Raw genomic sequence first — 20,322 nt, 5'->3', positions numbered from 1 at the left:
GCGCAATTTTTCGAGGTGCCCTTTGGTGTATGAGTGTCATGAGTTCAGGAAACGGTTTTTCCAACCGGGGCATATCCCGATTGGCCGCCATCCCTCGCCACACGGGGACAAGGTTTCACGTTCCGATCCTGATGGGGTTCTTGATCGCCGATGCCGTCCTGATCCTGCTTCATTCAGGTCTCGGCTTGCTGTTCCTGCAGGGATCAATTGCCACCTTCCCCGATATCCTGCGCATCGACCGCGACTGGGCCTTGGGCGAAATACTGAATTATATCAAATGGCTTGTTCTTGCGGGTCTATCAGCGCTGCTGCTGAACAGGCACAAACAGGTCATTTTCCTGGGGTTTGTCCTCTTTTCCGTTGTTGCCTTGCTGGACGACAGCCTCCAACTGCACGAACGCTTTGCTTCGACCTTGGTCGCGGCGATTGCTCCTGGCCTGGACCTGCCGCCGGGGGCTGGAGAGCTGATCTTCATCGCAGCCGAAGGGATCGCAGTTGCCGGAACGCTGGTCTATGGCTGGATCAAGGCCCCCTTCATCATCAGACGCCTGACCGTTCCGCTGTTCCTTTTCCTTGGCGGCGCTGCATTCTGCGCCGCCGCGATCGATTTCCTGCATGTCTATACTCCGGCCTATTCGATACTCGGCGGAATTGTCGGCATTCTCGAGGACGGTGGCGAGATGGTGTTCCTGTCGCTGGCAGTCGGCCATGCGGCCGGCCTGTCCTTGCAAGCCCAAGCGGCACCCGCCTGAGCCGCTACTTGCGCAGATGCAGGTCCAGGGCATCCATCGTCGATGGTGCCATCAGCGAGCCGTGATTTTCCTGGGGATAGGAGCGATACAGGGTCTCGATCCCCCGGATCTGCGACAAGATGCGAATCAGCGATGTCGGATCGTGGGGATGACCCTGGCGTGCCCGTCCCGCCTGCGCGATCATCACGGGGATCGCCGGATCGACGATCCCGCCCGCCGCCGCGACACCGCCTGCGAAAGCCTGCGCCTCGCGCTGCGATTCGCCTGCGTTCCACCAGACGGAAGGATCGGCGGCGACATAGCGGGCGAACAGATGCGGACGGGTGAACAGCGCGTGCAGGACGAACAGCCCGCCCAGCGAATGGCCATAGATGGTCATGTCCTTCCGGTTCAGCGGATAGCGGCGGGCCAGTTCGGGCAGCAGTTGATCGGCGATCATGGACAGGAACGCCTCTCTTCCTCCGGTCAGGCGGTCGGCAGGGGCCGCGCGATAGAACAGGATCGGCTGGACCGGCTTCATCGAACGCGAGGTCAGGTCGCGCCAGCGGCGGATGGCACCTTCGTATCCGATGGCGAACAGGATCACCGGCGCCTTTGCAGCCCTGGCCTCTCGATGCTGCCAGAATTGCGGAAAGGTCTTGCGGCCGTCTAGCGACAGGATCGCCGAATATCCCTGGGGCGGGGGCGGCGCATCGGGAAGGCCCACATGGATCCGCCATTGCGCGTCCAGTGGGCCGAAGGGGAAATGGCTGGCGCGGGGATGGATGATCTCGTCCACCGGGTCTTGCGGCGCCTGGGCCAGGGTCGGCAAGGCCGCGGTGGCAGCCAGCAGGGACAGCAGGTGGCGGCGGGCCAGGATCATGTCACACCGGAATCGCGGTCGTGCGGAACACCGTCCGCAGCGCGAAGGACGAATGCATCTGCGCCACGCCCGGCAGGCGGGCCAGATGCTGGCGGTGGATGCGGGCGAAATCGTCGGTATCCTCGACCACGATCTTCAGCAGGTAATCGGCGGTCCCCGCCATCAGGTGGCATTCCAGCACGTCCGGGATAGCGCGCACGCCCTTTTCGAACGCCTCCAGCACCTCGTCCGCCTGGCCGGACAGGGTGATCTCCACGAAGACCGTGGTCTGGCGGCGCAGCTTTCGCGCATCCAGCAGCGCGACATAGCCGTGGATCACGCCCGTCTCCTCAAGCCGCTGGACGCGGCGGTGGCAGGCGGATGGCGACAGATGCACCCGCAGCGCCAGTTCGGCATTGCTGATTCGACCCTCTTTCTGAAGAAGGGCCAGGATCCGGCGGTCTATTGCATCAAGATCGGACATGACGGGATATTCTTCGACCGTCGCGCCGATTTCCACCGGTTTCTGCGGCTGACCGGGATCATCCGGCCAAACCTTCGCAGCACCTTGCGACAGGCCGGTGCCACACTGGCCCAAAACAAGGGGAGGATGACATGAAGATCGGCTGTCCAAGGGAAATCAAGCCGCAGGAATTCCGCGTGGGCCTGACCCCCGCCGCCGCGACCGAGGCCGTGTCCCGCGGCCACGGCGTCATCGTGGAAAGCGGCGCGGGTCTTGGCGCGGGCTTCACGGACGACGACTATGCGGCCGCAGGGGCCAGCATCGCGCCGGATGCGAAATCCGTCTTCGATGCGGCGGACATGATCGTGAAGGTCAAGGAACCGCAGGCCGCCGAACGCGCGATGCTGCGCGACGGGCAGATGCTGTTCACCTATCTGCACCTGGCGCCCGACCCCGACCAGACCCGCGACCTGCTGGCTTCGGGCGTGACGGCCATCGCCTATGAAACCGTGACGGATGCGCGCGGCGGGCTGCCCCTGCTGGCGCCGATGTCCGAGGTCGCGGGACGACTGGCCCCGCAGATGGGCGCCTGGGCGCTGCAAAAGGCCAATGGCGGACGCGGCGTGCTGCTGGGCGGGGTGCCGGGCGTCCGGCCCGCGAATGTCGTGATCATCGGCGGCGGCGTGGTCGGCACGGCGGCGGCACGGGTGGCCGTGGGCATGGGCGCCAATGTGACGGTCACGGACCGTTCGGTGGCGCGGCTGTCATATCTCGACGACATCTTCATGGGGCGGCTGACCACGCAATATTCGAACGCGGCCGCCACGGCCGACCTGATCCGCAGGGCCGACATGGTGATCGGCGCGGTGCTGATCCCCGGCGCTGCCGCGCCCAAGCTGGTGTCGCGGGACCAGTTGGGCACGATGCAGCCCGGCGCGGTTCTGGTGGATGTGGCCATCGACCAGGGCGGCTGCTTCGAGACGTCGCGCCCGACGACCCACCAGGACCCCATCTATGAGGTGGACGGGATCGTGCATTACTGCGTGGCGAACATGCCCGGCGCCGTGGCGCGGACCTCGACCCAGGCGCTGGGAAACGCGACGCTGCCCTTCATGCTGGCGCTTGCCGACAAGGGCTGGCGCCAGGCGGTGCTGGAGGATCCCCACCTGCGCGCGGGCCTGTCGACGCATCAGGGGCGCCTGACCTCGCCCCCGGTGGGCGAGGCATTGGGGTTGGAGGCGATCACGCCCGATCAGGTGTTGGCAAGCTGAAGCCGGCGCGGCGCTTGGGTCAGATCCGCGGCGCGGGACGGTCGGCCCAGGCGGTCCGATCCGCCAGCAGGTCGCGGATCTGGGCCAGCAATTCTTCTTGCGTAGGGCCGGCCGCGACTTCCTCCTTGGGCCTTACCGCCATGCGTTGCAGCCGGTTCACCGCCTTGACGAGCAGAAAGACCGCCCAAGCGATGATCAGGAAGTTCAGCACCGCCATGGCAAAGGCGCCATAGGCAAAGACTGCCGCACCCGAATCGCGGGCGGCGGCAAGGCTTGCGCCTTCGGGGACATTGCCTGACAGGACGAAATACTTGTTGGTGAAATCCACCCCGCCCGTCAGCAGACCAAGGATCGGGTTTATAAGGTCGGCCACGAGGGAATTCACGATCGCCGTGAAGGCCGCGCCGATGATGATCCCGACGGCAAGGTCGATGACATTGCCGCGGGCGATGAATTCCCTGAACTCTCTGATCATGACAGCTTTCCTGTAAGCCACGCGCCATCCTGACGCTTGCAGATCATGCTGTCCCGACAATCAAAAAGCAATTCCGCGGATGAACCGGCCCGCCCGGTCGCGGGCGGGCCAATTCGCGGCTCAGTTGGTTTCGGCCAGCTTGGCGTCGATGACGCCCTTGATGCTGTCCCAGGGCTGGTTCTGGACCTTCTCGCCGCCGATGATGAAGGTCGGCGTGGCCTCGATCCCGTCGGCGCTGGCGTTCTGCTGGAAGGTCGCGATCAACTGTTCGGCCTTGGCGGTGTCTTCCCAGCAGGCGGTCATCTGTTCCTCGGTCATGCCGGCCTTGAGGCCGATCTTGCGCAGGTTGGCCGCGATCTCCTCGCCGGTGCCGCCGGCCAGCCATTCCTGTTGTTCGTCGAACAGCATGTTGGACACGGCATAGTACTTGTCGTCCCCGCCGCAGCGGGCCAGGACGCCCGCCCACAGGCCCGGCTGGTCGAAATAGACGTCGCGCTGGATGAATTTCACCTTGCCGGTATCGACATATTCCGCCTTCAGCTTCGGCCAGTTTTCCTGGTGGAAATTGGCGCAATGGCCGCAGGTGAAGCTGGCGTATTCGACGATGGTCAGCGGCGCGTCCTCGGCCCCCAGGGCGATGTCCGGCAGCGTTTCGGCCTGCGCGGCAGGGGCGTCCTGCGCCATGGCGGCGGGGGCGGCAAAGGCAAGCGCCAGGGCGGCGGCGGCAGAACGGATCAGCATGGAAAATCCTTTCGGTGGTTCCGGTGTCGTTTGGTTGCGATGTTCACAGCCAGCAGGGCCATCGCCTCGGCCAGCGTGGGATCCTGGAACTGGCGGGCGATCAGGTCGGCCTGTTCGCGGATCTGCGGATCGGGCGGCGCGGCCTTGGGGGGCGCGGCGGCAAAGACCGCCTGCCCTTCGGCAAATCCGCTTGCCGCCGTCTGAGTCAGCACGATGCGCTGCACGGCGTTATAGCCATAGCAGGCGTTTACCCGTTCGCGCAGTTGCGGCAGCTGCATTTCGACCAGCGGCGCGGTCGGACCGGTCGTCAGCAGGGTCAGCGTCGCGCCGAATCCGGTGCGCGCATGGCTGATGCGCACGGGCCGGGTCATGGCCGCAAGCTGGGGTCCGGCGATTTCCGGCCAGTGGGTCAGAAGACGCGCCATGGCGAAGCCCCGCCCCTCGGCCGCCTTCTGGACCCGGTCGGCCAGCAGGATCGCGGCCTGCTGGAAGCCGCGCCTGCGGCGGGCCATGTGTTTCGGATTGTGGTCGGGCGGTCGTGCCATCTTTGCCTGCCGGGCTATCACCCCCATATCCTTATCAGACGCTTTCCCGGATGAAAGCCGGGCAACGGAAACGAGGGACTGATAATTGCGTGACACCAAGGTGATCGCCCCGCGACTGCTGGACTGGTACGACCGCCATGCGCGCGTCCTGCCCTGGCGCGTGCCCCCGGGCGGCGGCAAGGCCGACCCGTATCGCGTCTGGCTGTCCGAGGTGATGCTGCAACAGACCACGGTGGCAGCGGTGAAGGCCTATTTTGAACGCTTCACGACGCTGTGGCCGACCGTGCAGGATCTGGCGGCCGCGCCCGACGCGCAGGTCATGGCGGAATGGGCCGGGCTTGGCTATTACGCCCGCGCCCGCAACCTGCTGGCCTGCGCCCGCGCGGTGGCGGCAGAGGGCGGCTTTCCAGAGACGCGGAAGGGGTTGCAGGCGCTGCCGGGGATCGGGGCCTATACCTCGGCCGCGATCGCGGCGATCGCCCATGACGCGCCGGAAACCGTGGTTGATGGAAACGTCGAACGCGTCGTGGCGCGGCTGTTCGCGGTGGAAACGCCCCTGCCCGCCGCCAAGCCCGAACTGGTGGCGCTTGCGGAAACGCTGTCCCCGCGCTCGCGCCCCGGCGATTACGCGCAGGCGATGATGGACCTGGGCGCGACCATCTGCACGCCCCGCAGCCCGGCCTGCGGCATCTGCCCGCTGATCCACGACTGCGATGCCCGTGCCCAGGGCATCGCCGCCAGCCTGCCCCGCAAGGCGCCGAAAGCCGCCAAGCCCGACCGGACCGGCATCGCCTGGGTCGCCCGCCAAGGCGACGCGGTGCTGTTCGAGGAACGCCCGGCCAAGGGCCTTCTGGGCGGCACGCTGGCCTTCCCCTCGGCCCATTGGGACGGGCGCGACCTGCCGCCGCCGGGCGGGGCGCAGTGGCGGGAAATCGGCCATGTCCGCCATGTCTTCACCCATTTCAACCTGTCCCTTCAGGTCATGCTGGGCGATCTGGACGGGCCGCCCGCGCGCGGCCATCTGGTGCCCCTGCGGCATATCGACCGAGAGGCGCTGCCGGGCCTGATGCGCAAGGTCTGGGATATGGCGCGGGCCGAGATCGCCGCATAAGATCGCGGGCATGAGCGATTCAACCCCAGGCAGATTGCCGCCCGCCGCGCCTTTCTGGATGTCCGTGGTCATGCTGCCGCTGATCGGGGTGGCGGCGGCCTGGGGCGGGTTCTGGTTCATGCTGCTGCCCGCCTATGCCTGGTATCTGACCACCGCCCTGGACAGCGTACTGGGCACGAGTGGCGCCAATCCCGACCCCCGGACGGACATCGCGCGGCTTTTCTGGCACCGGACCATCACGGTGATCTGGTTCCCGCTGCAATTCGCCGCGATCTTCGGCTGCATCTGGTATGCGACCCGTGCAGGTCATCTGACGGGGCCGGAAAAGCTGGGCCTGTTCTTCGGCATCGGCGTTCTGTCCGGCACCATCGGCATGGTCTATGCGCACGAGCTTCTGCACCAGAAGAGGGCGGTGGAACGTTGGATGGGCGACCTGCTGCTGGCCTCGACCCTGTATTCCCATTTCCGGACCGAGCATCTGCTGGTCCATCACGCCTGGGTCTCGACCCCGCGCGATGCGGTATCGGCGCGCTATAACGAAGGGTTCTATCGCTTCTTCTGGCGCGTTCTCCTGCAGGGTCCGCGCAGCGCATGGCGGGCCGAACGGCGGTTGCTGGCCCGTGCCGGGCGCAGCCCCTGGGACCGGCGCAATCCGTTCTGGCGCTATGGGATGCTGCAAGGGGGGATGGTCTTGCTGGCCCTGGCCCTGGGGGGCCTGCAGGGGCTGGGGCTGTTCGTCTTCCAGGCCTTCGTGGCGATCTGGCAACTGGAACTGACGAATTATGTCGAACACTATGGCCTGACGCGCAAGCACCTGGGCGACGGGCGGTATGAACATATCCTGCCGCGCCACAGCTGGAACGCCAGCCACAGGGTCTCGAACTGGCTGCTGATCAACCTGCAGCGCCATTCGGACCACCACTACAAGCCGGAACGGCGCTTTCCCCTGCTGCAAACCTATGGGCAGGACGAGGCGCCGCAACTGCCCCTGGGCTATCCGGCGATGACCTTCGTGGCGATGGTCCCGCCCTGGTGGCGGCGGCGCATGAACCCGCGCGTCCGCGCCTGGCGCAAGCAGTTCTATCCCGAGGTGACGGACTGGGGCCCCTATAACCGGGGCGATCTGCCGATGCCCAGGAACGCGCTCTAGGGGACGATCACCCGCGTGCCGGGCCGCGCATGGCGCGCGATCCAGACCAGGTGCGGACGCGCAAAGGCAATGCAGCCCTCGGTCCCGTATCCCGGCCGGCGCCATTGATGCAGGAAGATCGCCGAGCCCCGGCCCGGCACGGCGTTGGGCCAGTTCCAGTCGGTCGTCAGGACCAGGTCGTAAAGCGGATCGGCCCGGCGCAGCTTTTCATGGCTGGCTTTTAAAGGTGCGCGGGCATGGTGGTTGTAACCCGGATGGTCCGGCGCGTCGCACCACAGATCGCCCGGCCCGATGGGTCGCGCCCAGGGGGCGGGCCGCGCCAGGCGGTCGGGGCGATACCACAGCCCCGTGATCCGCATCACCCCGGCAGGCGTGGCCTTGTCGCCCTCGCGCTTGTCGCGGGTGACGCCGCGCTTGCCGATGCTGCACGGAAAGACCCGCCCGCGAAAGCGCACCCCTTGCGGCGTCAGGACCAGATCGTCGGGCCTCACAGCAGATGCCCCGATTTTTCGGCCTTGGTGTCCAGATAAGCCTCGTTGAAGCGGTTGCGGCCGACGACCAGCGGCACGCGTTCGGTCACGGTGATGCCGTGGCTTTCCATCATCGCCACCTTGCGCGGGTTGTTGGTCATCAGCCGGGCTTGCGTGAACCCCATCCGCCGCAGCAGGGCGGCACCGATGCGGAAATCGCGCTCGTCATCCTCGAACCCCAGCCGGTGGTTGGCCTGCACCGTGTCGAAACCCTGGTTCTGCAGGGCATAGGCACGCATCTTGTTGGCAAGCCCGATGCCGCGCCCTTCCTGGTTCAGATACAGCAGCACCCCCTGCCCCGCCTGCCCCATCGCCGTCAGGGCGGCGTGCAGTTGCGGGCCGCAATCGCATTTCAGGCTGCCCAGCACGTCGCCGGTGAAGCAGGCCGAATGCAGCCGCGCCAGCACCGGGGCGTCGCGGGGCGGATCGCCGATCTCGATGGCGTAATGCTCGGCCCCGCCGTCGTCGGGGCGGAAGATGTGCAGCCGCGACCGTTCCGCCGCCAGCAGCGGCAGGTTGGCGGCGGCGACAGGGGCCAGGGCGGCTTCGTGCGCCAGCCGCGCCAGCAAGGGGCCGGGGGCGATCTGCGTCAGGCTTGGCAGGGGTTCGGACGGAACCACCAGCACGGCGGGCAGAAGCTGCGCGGACTTCGCCAGCGCAAGCCCCGCAAGATGCGGGGTGGCATCGCCTTCGCGTTCCGTGAACAGCGGCCCCTTCATCGGCGTCATCAAATCGCCCGAGGGATCGGCAAGCGCCCGCAGCCAGGCATGATCGGCACTGTCGGGCACGATCACGCGGGCCAGCCCGTCGTCATAGGCCCGCGCCTTCAGCGTCTCGGCCCGCCGTTCGGTCAGCGCCAGCACGGGGCGGCCAAGCGCGCGGATCGCCTCCAGCCGCGGGGGCGCCAGGGTTTCCACCGCCGCGACCAGGCAGGGGCCGATCATCACCGGCAGCCCCATGCGCAGGTCGCTGCGCGCGCGCGACACGGTTTCGGCCAGGGTGGGGATCAGGCTCATCAGCGATCCTGCGAATTTGAAACAATCTGAAACATAAGCGCCCCGGCCGACAACTCCATGTGAGATTTCCGACATGATGCTGGACGGTCGGGCAAGCCTCGCCCACCTACTCGCGCAATGAGATTGAGGAGGCAACATGCCCGGACTGAAAAAGATCCTGCTTGTCGATGACGAGGAAGACCTGCGCGAGGCCCTGGCCGAACAACTGACCGCCACCGACGAATTCGACGTGACCGAGGCCGGCACCGGCGCGGGCGCCGTGGACGCGGCCAAGGGCGCGATCTTCGACCTGGTGATACTGGACGTGGGCCTGCCCGACACCGACGGGCGCGAATTGTGCAAGAAGCTGCGCAAGCTGAACGTCAAATGTCCCATCGTGATGCTGACCGGTCACGACACCGATGCCGACACGATCCTGGGCCTGGACGCGGGCGCGAATGACTATATCACCAAGCCGTTCAAGTTCCCGGTCCTGCTGGCCCGCCTGCGCGCGCAACTGCGCACGCATGAACAGTCCGAGGACGCGATCTTCCAGCTTGGACCATACACCTTCAAGCCCGCGATGAAGATGCTGATCGACGGCAAGGACCGCAAGATCCGCCTGACCGAGAAGGAAACCAACATCCTCAAGTTCCTGTATCGCGCGCAGGACGGGGTGGTGGCCCGCGACGTGCTGCTGCACGAGGTCTGGGGGTATAACGCGGGCGTGACCACGCACACGCTGGAAACTCACATCTATCGGTTGCGCCAGAAGATCGAACCCGATCCCAGCAATGCGCGCCTGCTGGTGACGGAATCCGGGGGCTATCGGCTGGTGGCCTGACCGGACAAGACCGACCTTGCAGGGCCTGGCATGATGTCGGGCCCTTTGCAAGTCCGGGCAAGCGCCACCTTCCTTGCGACCCGGATCCATGCGCAGGGGTTCCCGTGAATGCAGCCATCAGGGACAGACAGGCGCCGGATCAGGCCCTACCCGACCATCCTGTGTCTGCAATCCTCTGACTGGAAAGATTATTGGGGATGTGTTTTTTTTCGCGGCCTTCGGGGCAAGGCAGCGCGCAATCATCTGCACCAGGTCTGTCAGCCCCTCTCCCGATCCTTGCTGGTCTCATCCTTCATCATCCCAACCCGATCTGCTGGGCCAGCATCTGTCCTTGTTTCCATTACGGTTCCGAAGTTCGTGGATGACTGCGCCCGGCATCTGACGGTTGACAGGTCCCTGCCAAGGGTTTCCGCCGCCTGACGATGCCAGCCGCGCACCGGGGTTGCAGGTTGGGAACAACACCCTGGAACCTCCGGCACGGCTTTGCGTTCATCCCCCGAAGCCCAGTGGCCGGCGGATGCGGTCACACTCTCTCCCTCCCTCTGATGCCCCGGTGCCTTCCCGCGCCGGGGCTTCGTCCTGTCATCCCCGCCCATGCGGCGCGGTCCAGTCCGCATCGGGGCCGATGGGGATGATGCGATGCGGATTCACCATGTCGTGGCTGAAATAGTAATGGCGCATGAAGTGGTCGGGCCGCACCGTCTCGGCCACGCCGGGCATCTGATACAGATCGCGCGCCCATCCCCACAGGTTCGGGTAATCGACGATCCGGCGGCGGTTGCACTTGAAATGCGTGTGATAGACCGCGTCGAAGCGGGCGATGGTGGTGAACAGGCGCCAGTCGGCCTCGGTCAGCCGGTCGCCTGCAAGATAGCGGTGCTGGGCCAGGATCCCCTCGATCCAGTCGAGGCTGTCGAACAGGGGGTGGACGGCCTTGTCATAAGCCTCCTGGCTGGTGGCGAAACCGGCCTTGTAGACGCCGTTGTTGACCGTGTCATAGATGCGGTCGTTCAGATGCTCGATCTGATCGCGCAGGTCCTCGGGCCAGTAGTCGTCGCTGTTGCCGGTGATGGTGTCGAAGGCGGAATTGAACATGCGGATGATGTCGGCGCTTTCGTTCGACACGATCCGGTCGGTGTCGCGATCCCACAGGACCGGCACCGTCACCCGCCCCGAAGCCTGGGGATCGGCACGCAGATAAAGCTTGTAGAGATACGGCTCTCCGAACAGCCGGTCGCCGGTCGCGCCGTCGAAATCGGTGCGGAATTCCCAGCCGTTCCACAGCATGTCGGGGTGGACGGCCGACACGTCGATGTGATCCTCCAGCCCCTTCAGCGCCCGGAAGATCAGCGTCCGATGCGCCCAGGGACAGGCATAGGAGACATAGAGGTGGTATCGCCCGCTTTCCGCCTTGAAGCCGCCCTCGCCGGTCGGACCGGGGCTGCCGTCAGGCGTGACCCAGTTGCGGTGCTTGGACGTGTCGCGGACGAATTCGCCGCCGCTTGATCCCGTGTCGTACCATTCGTCCTTCCAGACGCCGTTGACCAGTTGGCCCATGTTTCATCCTCCGGTGAATCACGGGCCAACGGGCGGCGGGGGCGTCGGGTTTCAGGCGATGGCCTGGTCGCGCGTCTCGGCCTTGACCAGCAGCAGCGCAAGCGCGCCCAGCAGCAGCAGCGCCGCGAAGACGCCGATGGCGAAGCCGAAGCCCTTGGCGAAGACAAAGGCCAGCAGGCTGGGCGCCAGGATCCCGCCCAGCCGCGCCATGGCGCTGGCGGTGCCCATGCCGGTGCCGCGCAGGTGGGTGGGGTAAAGCTCGGGCGTGAAGGCGTAAAGCGCGCCCCAGGTGCCCAGCAGCGCAAAGCTCATCAGGATCAGCGCGGTGGCGACCATCGCGGTGCCGGTCGCCACCGTGAACAGCGCGCAACCGGCGGCGCTGAGCAGCAGGAAACCCAGCAGCGTGGCGCGGCGCCCCACGGCCTCGACCCCCCAGGCGGCAAGTGCATAGCCCGGCACCTGCGCCAGGGCCAGCACCACCAGGAATTCGTATCCGCGCACGAAGCCGAAGCCCTCGGTCGCAAGCTGGTTCGGCACCCAGACGAAGACGCCGTAATAGGACAGCGACACCAGGAACCACACCGCCAGCACGCCGATGGTCCGCGCCCGCAGCAGATCCGAAAAGATCGAGGCCTCGGCCCCGGTCGGCACCGGCGCGGGAACCAGTTCCGCATCGCGCGGCAGCGCCTGCATCCCGTTTGTGACCAGCACCCGGTCGATCACCGCCTTGGCCCCGGCGGCATCCCCCTTGCGGATCAGGTACATGGGCGATTCCGGCACCCACATGCGAAGAAAGATCCCGATCAGCGCGGGGATCGCGGCCACCGCGAAGATCCAGCGCCAAGGCGCCACCGCCCCCTGCGCCACGGCGATCCATGCGGTCAGGGCCACGACGATGGTGCCCACGGCCCAGAATCCTTCCAGCCAGACCAGCCAGCGGCCCCGGTTCCGGGGCGGCAGGAATTCCGCCATCATCGCGTAATCCACGGGCAGCGTGCCCCCCACGGCAACGCCCGTCAGGAAGCGCAGCACCAGAAGCAGCGTGAAATCCTGCGCAAAGACCGACGCCAGCCCGAAGATCGCGTCCATGCCCACCGTCAGCACCAGGATGTTGCGCCGCCCGATGCGGTCGGCGATGCGTCCAAAGGCAAAGGCGCCCAGGAACATGCCCGCAAAGAACACCGTGCCGATCTGGAAGGCGGTGATGCGGTCCAGTCCGAAGGTGGCGGCGACGGATGGTGCCGCAAAGCCCACCGCGATCACCTGCATCGCGTCGGCTGCCCAGACCAGCCCGAAGATACCCAGAAGCCGCCACTGGAATCGCCCGGCCCCGCCGCGCGCCAAAGCCTCGTCCACCGTCAATCGCATCCTGTCCCCCATTGCCGATGGCATTGCTTAGCGGCAGTTACCCCGATCACCAAGCCGTGACGGAACGGGCGCGGCATTTTCCTGCCCTTGCGTCAACTCGACACCGGCCGCCCCCGAGGCTAGGGTCCCCCGCCAAAGGAGCCTGCCCATGTTCACCGTCGCCACCTGGAACATCAACTCGGTCCGCCTGCGCGAAGGCCTCGTCGCCCGCTTCCTGCGCGAGGAAGCGCCGGACGTGCTCTGCCTTCAGGAATGCAAGTCGCCGGTGGACAAGATCCCCCTGGAGCAGTTCCGGGCGCTTGGCTACCACCATATCGTCGCGCGCGGGCAGAAGGGCTATAACGGCGTGGCGATCCTGTCGCGCCTGCCGATCACGGATGCGGGCGACCGCGACTATGCCAGCCTGGGCCATGCCCGCCATGTCGCGGCGCGGCTGGAAAACGGCGTGACGATCCACAACATGTATGTGCCCGCGGGCGGCGACATCCCCGACCGCACCGTGAACGAGAAGTTCGGCCAGAAGCTGGATTTCGTGGCCGAGATGCGCGACGTCTTCCATGCCGACAACCCCCGCAAGTCGATCCTGGTGGGCGACCTGAACATCGCGCCCCTGGAAGAAGACGTCTGGTCGCACAAGCAGATGCTGAAGATCATCAGCCACACCCCTGTCGAGGTCGATCACCTGCTGTCGGCGCAGGACGCGGGCAAGTGGGTGGACGTGACGCGCCAGGACATTCCGTCCGGGCTGCTTTATTCCTGGTGGAGCTATCGCGCCAAGGACTGGGACACCGCCGACAAGGGCCGCCGCCTGGACCATATCTGGGCCAGCCAGGACATCGCCAACGCCGCCCATGCCAGCCGCATCCTGCGCCCTTGCCGGGGATGGGAACAGCCCAGCGACCATGTGCCGGTGCTGGCTTCCTTCGATCTCTGATCCCTTCACTTTGGCGCAAATATCCCACAGGGGGTCTGGGGGACGTGAAGTCCCCCAGCCTTGCCGCCCCAAACAACCCTTCCCCTTGGACGCCCCAGCCCCCATATTGCGCCCAACAGTTTGACCCGAACCTTTGGGGATTCCATGACCATGCTCTTTGACGGCGCCACCGACGCCCCCAAACCCACCGACTTCATCAAGGACGTGACCGAGGCGAACTTCATGGCCGAGGTCGTGCAGGCCTCGATGCAGGTGCCGGTGATCGTCGATTTCTGGGCACCCTGGTGCGGCCCCTGCAAGACGCTCGGCCCGCAACTCGAGGCCGAGGTCGCGCGCCACAAGGGCCGCGTCCGCATGGCCAAGGTGAACGTGGACGAGAACCAGATGATCGCCGCGCAACTGCGCGTGCAGTCGATCCCCACGGTTTACGCCTTCTTCCAGGGCCAGCCGGTCGATGCCTTCCAGGGCGCGATTCCGCAAAGCCAGATCAAGCAGTTCGTGGACAAGCTGGCGGCCCTGTCCGGCGATGACGGCGGCCTGGCCGATGCGCTTGCCGCGGCCGAACAGATGCTGGCCGAAGGCGCCTTCACCGACGCCGTCGAAACCTTTGCTGCCATTGCCGAGGAAGATCCCTCCAGCAACGATGCCTGGGCGGGCCTGGTCCGCGCCCATCTGGCCGCGGGCGACGCGGATGCCGCGCAGGCCGCCCTTGACGCGATTCCCGCCCCCGCCGCGACCAGTGCCCCGGTCGAGGCCGCACGCGCCCAGTTGCACCTGGCCCGCCAGGCCGCCAAGGCCGGGCCGCTGGATGCCCTGCAAGCCCGCGTCGATGCCGATCCCGACGACCAGCAGGCGCGGCTGGAATATGCCCAGGCCCTGCACGCCGCAGGCCGGGTGGAAGACGCCATCGACATCCTTCTGGACAGCTTCCGCCGTGACCGCGACTGGAACGAAGGCGCGGCCAAGGCGCAGCTGTTCACCATCTTCGACAGCCTCAAGCCCAACGATCCGCTGGTGCAAAAGGGCCGCCGCCGCCTGTCGTCCATGATCTTCGCCTGATCCGATGCGGTTCCGCTTCGACCTGCCCGCGCGCATCCCCCTGTTCCCCCTGGCGGGGGCCGTGCTGATGCCGCGCGCGCGGATCCCGCTGCATGTCTTCGAACCGCGCTATCTGCAGATGCTGGACGACGCGTTGAAGACCGATCACCGCCTGATCGGCCTGATCCAGCCCGAGGGCGAGGGCCTTGCGGCGATCGGCTGCGCGGGCAGGGTGGTGGCCTTTTCGGAAACCGACGACGGGCGGCAGATGATCTCGCTTCTGGCGGTGTCGCGGTTCCGCCTGACCGAGGTGCAGGAGGGTTTCACCCCCTATCTGATGGCCGAGGTGGACTGGTCGTCCTTCGGCCGCGACCTGAAGGGGTCCGAGGAGGATCCGTCGCTGGATCGCGACGCCCTGTTTCCCCTGCTGCGCCGCTACATGGAATCGCACGAGCTTTCGACCGACTGGGATGCCGCCGCCGAGGCCCCGGACGAGGCGCTGATCAATTCCCTGGCGATGGCCCTGCCCTTCTCGCCCGGCGACAAGCAGGCGCTTCTGGAAAGCCCCTCCCTGGCCGACCGGCGCGAACTGCTGCAAGGGCTGATCGAATTCGCCCTTCATGGCGGCGACAACGAGGAACGACTGCAATGAGCCAGACCCCGCCCCCCTTCGACCGCCACATGCTCGAGGCGCTTGTCTGCCCGGTGACCCACGCGACCCTGTCCTATGACGCGGCGCGGCAGGAACTGGTGTCCAGGACGGCGGGACTTGCCTTCCCGATCCGTGCGGGAATCCCCATCATGCTGGTGTCCGAGGCCCGCCAGATCAAGGCTGATTGATGGTGGCCCAGACCGATCATCACAGCTTTCTGGAATCATCGGCTCCCCGGCTGCCCTGGTGGGTCAAGGCCGTGATCGTGCTGTGCTGCGGGGTCCAGGCGCTGACCATGCTTGCGGATCTGCTGGGCTATCCCGTCGTGCGGCAGGCCGTGGTGATCTTCGGCGGCTTCTGGTCGCCGATCCTGTGGGCGGGGCACGGGGTGTTTCCCGGCCATCTCCTGTCTGTCTTCGTCACCTATGGCTTTCTTCATGCCGGGCTGCTGCACCTGGCCATGAACATGCTGTCGCTGGTGGCGCTTGCGCGGGAACTGAACCGGCTGATCGGCCCGCAGCGCATGGCCCTGGTCTATGCCGTGACCCAGGTTGCGGCGGCGCTGCTGTTTGGGCTGATGGCCCCGGATGGCGGGCCGATGATCGGCGCGTCGGGCGCGATCTTCGGGCTGGCGGGCGCGCTTGTGGGCTATGCCGCCGTGACCGGCTGGCGCCGCCGGCGCCCCTTGGGGCAGTTGTGGCGCGGGGTGGCGGTGATGGTGGTGCTGAACGTGGCGCTGACCGTGCTGATGCCGTCGATCGCCTGGGAAGCGCATCTGGGCGGCGCCTTGGCCGGGCTGGTCATGGGCGGCTGGATGGCCATGGGCCGCAGCCCTCGTCCGTCAGCCTTCTGAGGGTTCCGCCTCGGCCTGACCCCCGGCAGCCGCGATCCGGCGCAGGATCTGGCGGAACGGCTCGGCCGGCGCGGTCGCCAGGGACGCGGCCGTATCGCCGCCGGCCTGGGCCAGATGCTCGGCGATCATCCGGTGGCCCAGGCCGTGCCCGGTGCCGCGGCGCAGATCGCCCTTGCCCCCGAACCAGCGGCCATGATCGTAATCGCGCCGCGCCCATTCGTTCATCGCCTGCCGCATCGCACCTTGCGCGGGCCGCACGGTGTCAAGGCCGTCGGGCGGACCGCCCATGACCTGCAGCACGAAATGCCCGGCCAATCCCTCGCTGACCAGCACCTCGCCCAGGGACCGGCCATGGCCCGGCCCCTCCTGGCGGAGCAGATGCGCGATCTGGCGGATCAAGGCGCGGCTGAACTGGACAGGGTCGAAGCGGTCGGGGGTCACGGCGATCTCGATGATGCCGGGCGCGGGGCAATGGCCCTGGACCGCGCCATCGGGGGACCGGTCCCGATGCGCACGGACGACCAGGTCGAAATCCGGCAACGCGGCATGGCCCGCGGCCCGCGCCACAGCCTCGCGGCTGGCCTGCCGGGTTTCGGACAGGATCCGCGTCAGATCGTGCCGCGCGTTCAGGAAATGGAGTGTCCAGAGGGTCATGAGATGGATATACCGCCTGCCGCTTCCGCAATCCAGAGACTGAGGTGGCAGGCCACATGCGGAACAGGCGGGGGCCATGCCCAGCGAATGGACCCGCAGCACCGGCGGCCCGCGCCACCTGTCTGTTTGGGCTTGCTGCGGCAAGGGCGCGCCGACACTCTTGGCGGCGAAGCCGATGCCAATTCGGCCTTTTTCGGCAGGGAACACCGATGACGCGTTCAAGGCATCTCTCCAGACAGCTTGTGGCGGCAAGGTTGCTTGTCGGCCACCGGCGGTCGCAGGGACGCGACTATGGGCTGGCGCTGTTTCTGGCGCTTGTCGCCGGGGCCTCGAATGCCGGGGGCTTCTTCGCCCTGGCGCAATACACGTCGCACATGACGGGCTATCTTTCGCAGATCGCGGACAATCTGGTCGTGGGGAACCTGGTCGTCCTGGTGACAGCGGTTCTGGCGATCGCTTCCTTCACCACGGGTGCCGCCATCAGCGCCGTTCTGGTCAACTGGGCAAGGGAACGCAGAAAGGGAAAGCATTTCGCGCTTCCGCTGGCGGTGCAGGGAACCTGCCTTGCCTGCTTTGCCCTTGCCGGGGCGTTCACGACCGAAACCGGCCGGATTTTCGCCCTTGCCTGGCTTTGCGGCATCATGGGGATGCAGAACGCCACGATCACCAAGATATCGGGCGCCAGGATAAGGACCACCCATGCGACCGGGATGATCACGGATATCGGGATCGAATCCGGACGCGCGATCTATGGCCGGCTTTGGCCGGAAAGCGGGGTGAAGGAAGACCGGGAAAAGCTGCGCATCCTGGTCTTCCTGGTGGGGGCCTATGTCCTGGGCGGGGTGGTGGGCGCCACGGGCTATCTTGTTATGGGCTTCTATTTCGCCCTTCCGCTGGCCGCCCTGCTGCTGGCGCTGTCCCTGCCGTCACTTCTGCGAAGGACGCGCCCGTATCAGCGGCGATAGATGCCGCCGCCTCACAGCTCGGGGACCAGCACCTCGCGCTTGCCGACATGGTTGGCGGCCGAGACCACGCCTTGTTCCTCCATCTGCTCGACCAGGCGCGCGGCCTTGTTATAGCCGATGGCAAGCTTGCGCTGGATATAGCTGGTGGAACACTTGCGGTCCTTGGCGACGATCATCACCGCCTGGTCATACAGCGCGTCGTCCCCGCCATCGCCGCCGCCCAGGCCCAGCACCGCATCGATGTCGGATGCCACCTCGTCCTCGGGACCCTCGACCACGCCCGACTTGTAGGACGGCGGGCCGAAGGATTTCAGATGGGTCACGACCTCCTCCACCTCCTCGTCGCTGACGAAGGGGCCGTGGATGCGGGTGATCCGCGCGCCGTTGCCCATATACAGCATGTCGCCCTGGCCCAGCAGCTGCTCGGCCCCCTGTTCGCCCAGGATGGTGCGGCTGTCGATCTTCGAGGTGACCTGGAAGCTGATCCGGGTCGGGAAGTTCGCCTTGATCGTGCCGGTGATCACATCGACGGATGGACGCTGCGTCGCCATGATCAGGTGGATGCCGGATGCCCGCGCCATCTGCGCCAGGCGCTGGATGCAGGCCTCGATCTCTTTCCCCGCGACCATCATCAGGTCGGCCATCTCGTCCACGATGACGACGATATAGGGGAAGGTCTCGGGCTTGAACTCCTCGGTCTCGAAGATCGGCTCTCCGGTATCCTCGTCGAAGCCGGTCTGGACGGTGCGCTTGAACATCTCGTTCCTGGACAGCGCCTCGCGGACGCGGCCGTTGTAACCCTCGATGTTCCTGACGCCCATCTTGGACATCTTGCGGTAACGCTCCTCCATCTCGCCCACGACCCATTTCAGCGCGACCACGGCCTTTTTCGGGTCGGTGACGACGGGGGACAGCAGATGCGGGATGCCGTCATAGACCGACAGCTCCAGCATCTTGGGGTCGATCATGATCAGCCGGCATTCGTCCGGCGTCAGCTTGTAGAGCAGCGACAGGATCATGGTGTTGATCGCCACCGACTTGCCCGAACCGGTGGTCCCGGCGATCAGCAGGTGGGGCATCTTGGCCAGGTTCGCCACGACCGGATCGCCGCCGATGTCCTTGCCCAGGGCCAGCGGCAGGGGCTGCGTGCCGTCGCCGAAGGCGCGGGATGCCAGGATCTCGCGCAGCAGCACCTTTTCGCGCCGGGCATTGGGCAGTTCGATCCCGATCACGGTGCGGCCCGGCACCGTGCTGACGCGCGCCGACAGGGCCGACATGGACCGGGCGATGTCGTCGGACAGGCCGATCACGCGGGATGCCTTCAGGCCCGGCGCAGGTTCCAGTTCGTAAAGCGTGACGACCGGGCCGGGCCGGACCTCGGTGATCTGGCCCTTGACGCCGTAATCGTCCAGCACCGCCTCCAGCATCCGGGCGTTTTCCATCAACACCTCCTCGGACACGGTCTGCTGGTCGCTGGCTGATGGCATGGTCAGCAGCGCCAGCGGCGGGCGTTCATAGGTGTTCAGCACCTCCTCGAACGGCAGGTCGGGTTCGGCCAGGGGCGCAGGCCGCGCCGGCGCAGCCTTCTTCAGCGGCGGCATGGCGACGGGTGCCGCCTCGGCGGCGGGTTCATCGGCAGTCTCTCGGGGGGTTTCGCGCGCCAGGCGGGCGGCCACGACCGCCAGGACCGAAGGCTTGCCCGACCGGGTGCGGATCGCGTCGCTGATGCGGCCCTGGACCTCCTCGGCCGAAGGGGCATCGCCGTCATAATCGGCATCGCGTTCGATCAGTTCGGGCTCGGGCAGGTCTTCCTCAAGCTCGAAGACGGGGGCAGCCGACTTGCGCCGGGCCACGACCGGGGCACGCGGGGAGGGCTCGTCCGCCCTGGCCTCGCGCCGGGCGGCCAGGCGGCCCTTCAACCCCGCCGAGGCGGCGGCGCCCTGGCCGATGCCGCGCATCGCCAGATCATGGGCCGTCAGCAGCCCGACCACGAAGCGGCGCCAGAAGACGCGCAGTTCCCTCCGCTCGAAGCCCAGGACGAAGGCCGCCATCGCCAGCGTTCCCAGGGCGACGACCAGCCCCGCCACGCGGATCCCGATCTGCGCCTTGACCGGCAGAAGGTTCAGCATCGCGCCCATGACCATGTCGCCGAAATGCCCGCCCAGGCCATAGGTCTGTTCCCAGGCATCGGCCGGCACCAGCGTGCTGCAATAGACCGAGGCAAGCGCCGCCGCGATGGGGGTGAACAGCGCGCGCATGAAGCGGTCTTCGCCCCGGTGCAGCATGAAGCGCAGGCCCCAGACCAGGGCGGCGACGACAAGCATCCAGGAACCATGGCCCGCGATCATCATCAGGGGGGATGCGACATAGGCGCCGAAGCTGCCCAGCATGTTCTGCGCAGGCTCGTCGGTGGCCGACAGGAAGCTGGGATCCTCGGGCGACCAGCTTGCCAGCATCAGGGCGATCAGGATGCCGACAGTGACCAGCCCCGCGCCCAGCAATTCCTTGCCGCGCCGTTCCAGCGCCGCCTGCGTGGACTGGTCGAACAGCGGATCGCGGTGTTTTGCCTGCCAGCTTGCCATG

22 protein-coding genes are annotated in these 20,322 nt (G+C 66.7%); 11 read left to right on the top strand and 11 right to left on the bottom strand.

Annotated elements, in window-relative coordinates:
• Window positions 1-752, top strand: a 752-nt coding sequence (locus CK944_RS11160) for a hypothetical protein (protein ID WP_205049021.1), incomplete at its 5' end; no start/stop codon positions are given.
• Between the two features lie 4 nt (window positions 753-756).
• On the opposite strand, the gene CK944_RS11155 is transcribed toward CK944_RS11160, so the two are convergent.
• Both CK944_RS11155 and CK944_RS11150 read right to left on the bottom strand, forming a co-directional pair.
• Window positions 757-1,614, bottom strand: a complete 858-nt coding sequence (locus CK944_RS11155; protein WP_103173129.1) for an alpha/beta hydrolase — start codon at window positions 1,612-1,614, stop codon at window positions 757-759.
• A gap of 1 nt (window position 1,615) precedes the next feature.
• Complete coding sequence (locus CK944_RS11150; protein ID WP_103173147.1) at window positions 1,616-2,077, bottom strand: Lrp/AsnC family transcriptional regulator; 462 nt, start codon at window positions 2,075-2,077, stop codon at window positions 1,616-1,618.
• A gap of 131 nt (window positions 2,078-2,208) precedes the next feature.
• Here CK944_RS11150 and ald point away from each other — a divergent pair, with 131 nt between their 5' ends.
• On the top strand, window positions 2,209-3,327 hold the full coding sequence (gene ald / locus CK944_RS11145) for an alanine dehydrogenase (protein WP_103173128.1): 1,119 nt from the start codon (window positions 2,209-2,211) through the stop codon (window positions 3,325-3,327).
• 19 nt (window positions 3,328-3,346) lie between these two features.
• Here the strand turns inward: ald and mscL are convergent, their stop codons facing one another.
• The 3 genes from mscL to CK944_RS11130 form a co-directional block, all read right to left on the bottom strand.
• Complete coding sequence (mscL, locus tag CK944_RS11140; protein ID WP_103173127.1) at window positions 3,347-3,802, bottom strand: large conductance mechanosensitive channel protein MscL; 456 nt, start codon at window positions 3,800-3,802, stop codon at window positions 3,347-3,349.
• Window positions 3,803-3,922: 120 nt separating this feature from the next.
• A complete protein-coding gene (locus CK944_RS11135) occupies window positions 3,923-4,543 on the bottom strand; it encodes a DsbA family protein (protein ID WP_103173126.1) in 621 nt (206 codons plus the stop codon).
• Window positions 4,537-5,088, bottom strand: coding sequence for a DUF721 domain-containing protein (locus tag CK944_RS11130; protein WP_103173146.1), 552 nt, complete (start codon window positions 5,086-5,088; stop codon window positions 4,537-4,539). Before CK944_RS11130 ends, CK944_RS11135 begins: the two co-directional genes overlap by 7 nt.
• Before the next feature lie 85 nt (window positions 5,089-5,173).
• On the opposite strand from CK944_RS11130, the gene CK944_RS11125 reads away from it, so the two are divergent.
• On the top strand, window positions 5,174-6,199 hold the full coding sequence (locus CK944_RS11125) for an A/G-specific adenine glycosylase (RefSeq protein WP_239986041.1): 1,026 nt from the start codon (window positions 5,174-5,176) through the stop codon (window positions 6,197-6,199).
• Window positions 6,200-6,209: 10 nt separating this feature from the next.
• Complete coding sequence (locus CK944_RS11120) at window positions 6,210-7,349, top strand: alkane 1-monooxygenase (RefSeq protein ID WP_103173125.1); 1,140 nt, start codon at window positions 6,210-6,212, stop codon at window positions 7,347-7,349.
• On the opposite strand, the gene CK944_RS11115 is transcribed toward CK944_RS11120, so the two are convergent.
• Window positions 7,346-7,840, bottom strand: a complete 495-nt coding sequence (locus CK944_RS11115; RefSeq protein ID WP_103173124.1) for a L,D-transpeptidase — start codon at window positions 7,838-7,840, stop codon at window positions 7,346-7,348. The genes CK944_RS11120 and CK944_RS11115 overlap by 4 nt on opposite strands.
• Window positions 7,837-8,895 carry a GTP cyclohydrolase II gene (gene ribA, locus CK944_RS11110; protein ID WP_103173123.1) on the bottom strand — a complete coding sequence of 353 codons (1,059 nt, stop codon included), beginning with the start codon at window positions 8,893-8,895 and terminating at the stop codon, window positions 7,837-7,839. Before ribA ends, CK944_RS11115 begins: the two co-directional genes overlap by 4 nt.
• A gap of 136 nt (window positions 8,896-9,031) precedes the next feature.
• On the opposite strand from ribA, the gene CK944_RS11105 reads away from it, so the two are divergent.
• A complete protein-coding gene (locus CK944_RS11105; RefSeq protein ID WP_103173122.1) occupies window positions 9,032-9,718 on the top strand; it encodes a response regulator transcription factor in 687 nt (228 codons plus the stop codon).
• A 582-nt stretch (window positions 9,719-10,300) separates the two neighbouring features.
• Here CK944_RS11105 and CK944_RS11100 read toward each other — a convergent pair.
• Together CK944_RS11100 and CK944_RS11095 are read right to left on the bottom strand one after the other, a co-directional pair.
• Window positions 10,301-11,275, bottom strand: a complete 975-nt coding sequence (locus CK944_RS11100; protein WP_103173121.1) for a glutathione S-transferase family protein — start codon at window positions 11,273-11,275, stop codon at window positions 10,301-10,303.
• Between the two features lie 51 nt (window positions 11,276-11,326).
• Window positions 11,327-12,643, bottom strand: a complete 1,317-nt coding sequence (locus CK944_RS11095; RefSeq protein ID WP_103173120.1) for an MFS transporter — start codon at window positions 12,641-12,643, stop codon at window positions 11,327-11,329.
• A gap of 148 nt (window positions 12,644-12,791) precedes the next feature.
• On the opposite strand from CK944_RS11095, the gene CK944_RS11090 reads away from it, so the two are divergent.
• From CK944_RS11090 to CK944_RS11070, 5 genes are all read left to right on the top strand, one after another.
• Complete coding sequence (locus tag CK944_RS11090) at window positions 12,792-13,577, top strand: exodeoxyribonuclease III (protein WP_103173119.1); 786 nt, start codon at window positions 12,792-12,794, stop codon at window positions 13,575-13,577.
• A 150-nt stretch (window positions 13,578-13,727) separates the two neighbouring features.
• A complete protein-coding gene (gene trxA, locus CK944_RS11085) occupies window positions 13,728-14,636 on the top strand; it encodes a thioredoxin (protein WP_103173118.1) in 909 nt (302 codons plus the stop codon).
• A 4-nt stretch (window positions 14,637-14,640) separates the two neighbouring features.
• Window positions 14,641-15,267: an LON peptidase substrate-binding domain-containing protein gene (locus CK944_RS11080; RefSeq protein ID WP_103173117.1), complete on the top strand. Its 627-nt coding sequence runs from the start codon at window positions 14,641-14,643 to the stop codon at window positions 15,265-15,267.
• Window positions 15,264-15,455, top strand: a complete 192-nt coding sequence (locus CK944_RS11075) for a Trm112 family protein (RefSeq protein ID WP_103173116.1) — start codon at window positions 15,264-15,266, stop codon at window positions 15,453-15,455. The genes CK944_RS11080 and CK944_RS11075 overlap by 4 nt, the downstream gene beginning before the upstream one ends.
• A complete protein-coding gene (locus tag CK944_RS11070; protein WP_103173115.1) occupies window positions 15,455-16,120 on the top strand; it encodes a rhomboid family intramembrane serine protease in 666 nt (221 codons plus the stop codon). The genes CK944_RS11075 and CK944_RS11070 overlap by 1 nt, the downstream gene beginning before the upstream one ends.
• Here the strand turns inward: CK944_RS11070 and CK944_RS11065 are convergent.
• Window positions 16,109-16,774: a DUF2268 domain-containing putative Zn-dependent protease gene (locus tag CK944_RS11065; protein WP_158247989.1), complete on the bottom strand. Its 666-nt coding sequence runs from the start codon at window positions 16,772-16,774 to the stop codon at window positions 16,109-16,111. The genes CK944_RS11070 and CK944_RS11065 overlap by 12 nt on opposite strands.
• Window positions 16,775-16,983: 209 nt before the next feature.
• Between CK944_RS11065 and CK944_RS11060 the strand changes: the two genes are divergently transcribed.
• A complete protein-coding gene (locus tag CK944_RS11060; protein WP_103173113.1) occupies window positions 16,984-17,739 on the top strand; it encodes a YoaK family protein in 756 nt (251 codons plus the stop codon).
• A gap of 11 nt (window positions 17,740-17,750) precedes the next feature.
• Here the strand turns inward: CK944_RS11060 and CK944_RS11055 are convergent, their stop codons facing one another.
• The gene (locus tag CK944_RS11055) at window positions 17,751-20,321 is read right to left on the bottom strand and encodes a DNA translocase FtsK (protein ID WP_103173112.1); all 2,571 of its coding nucleotides are present in this window, start codon (window positions 20,319-20,321) and stop codon (window positions 17,751-17,753) included.
• Window position 20,322: the final 1 nt, after the last annotated feature.

This window comes from Paracoccus sp. SY (genome assembly GCF_002901215.1).
Classification (GTDB): Bacteria; Pseudomonadota; Alphaproteobacteria; order Rhodobacterales; family Rhodobacteraceae; genus Paracoccus; species Paracoccus acridae.
This window is presented reverse-complemented; position numbering and strand designations above follow the sequence as displayed.

Excerpts from the sequence above, each read along its gene's own strand:
- CK944_RS11155 (WP_103173129.1), bottom strand. The coding sequence starts at position 1,614 with ATGATCCTGGCCCGCCGCCACCTGCTGTCCCTGCTGGCTGCCACCGCG.
- CK944_RS11150 (WP_103173147.1), bottom strand. The coding sequence starts at position 2,077 with ATGTCCGATCTTGATGCAATAGACCGCCGGATCCTGGCCCTTCTTCAG.
- ald (WP_103173128.1), top strand. The coding sequence starts at position 2,209 with ATGAAGATCGGCTGTCCAAGGGAAATCAAGCCGCAGGAATTCCGCGTG.
- mscL (WP_103173127.1), bottom strand. The coding sequence starts at position 3,802 with ATGATCAGAGAGTTCAGGGAATTCATCGCCCGCGGCAATGTCATCGAC.
- CK944_RS11135 (WP_103173126.1), bottom strand. The coding sequence starts at position 4,543 with ATGCTGATCCGTTCTGCCGCCGCCGCCCTGGCGCTTGCCTTTGCCGCC.
- CK944_RS11130 (WP_103173146.1), bottom strand. The coding sequence starts at position 5,088 with ATGGCACGACCGCCCGACCACAATCCGAAACACATGGCCCGCCGCAGG.
- CK944_RS11120 (WP_103173125.1), top strand. The coding sequence starts at position 6,210 with ATGAGCGATTCAACCCCAGGCAGATTGCCGCCCGCCGCGCCTTTCTGG.
- ribA (WP_103173123.1), bottom strand. The coding sequence starts at position 8,895 with ATGAGCCTGATCCCCACCCTGGCCGAAACCGTGTCGCGCGCGCGCAGC.
- CK944_RS11105 (WP_103173122.1), top strand. The coding sequence starts at position 9,032 with ATGCCCGGACTGAAAAAGATCCTGCTTGTCGATGACGAGGAAGACCTG.
- CK944_RS11100 (WP_103173121.1), bottom strand. The coding sequence starts at position 11,275 with ATGGGCCAACTGGTCAACGGCGTCTGGAAGGACGAATGGTACGACACG.
- CK944_RS11095 (WP_103173120.1), bottom strand. The coding sequence starts at position 12,643 with ATGCGATTGACGGTGGACGAGGCTTTGGCGCGCGGCGGGGCCGGGCGA.
- CK944_RS11090 (WP_103173119.1), top strand. The coding sequence starts at position 12,792 with ATGTTCACCGTCGCCACCTGGAACATCAACTCGGTCCGCCTGCGCGAA.
- trxA (WP_103173118.1), top strand. The coding sequence starts at position 13,728 with ATGCTCTTTGACGGCGCCACCGACGCCCCCAAACCCACCGACTTCATC.
- CK944_RS11080 (WP_103173117.1), top strand. The coding sequence starts at position 14,641 with ATGCGGTTCCGCTTCGACCTGCCCGCGCGCATCCCCCTGTTCCCCCTG.
- CK944_RS11075 (WP_103173116.1), top strand. The coding sequence starts at position 15,264 with ATGAGCCAGACCCCGCCCCCCTTCGACCGCCACATGCTCGAGGCGCTT.
- CK944_RS11070 (WP_103173115.1), top strand. The coding sequence starts at position 15,455 with ATGGTGGCCCAGACCGATCATCACAGCTTTCTGGAATCATCGGCTCCC.
- CK944_RS11065 (WP_158247989.1), bottom strand. The coding sequence starts at position 16,774 with ATGACCCTCTGGACACTCCATTTCCTGAACGCGCGGCACGATCTGACG.
- CK944_RS11060 (WP_103173113.1), top strand. The coding sequence starts at position 16,984 with ATGACGCGTTCAAGGCATCTCTCCAGACAGCTTGTGGCGGCAAGGTTG.
- CK944_RS11055 (WP_103173112.1), bottom strand. The coding sequence starts at position 20,321 with ATGGCAAGCTGGCAGGCAAAACACCGCGATCCGCTGTTCGACCAGTCC.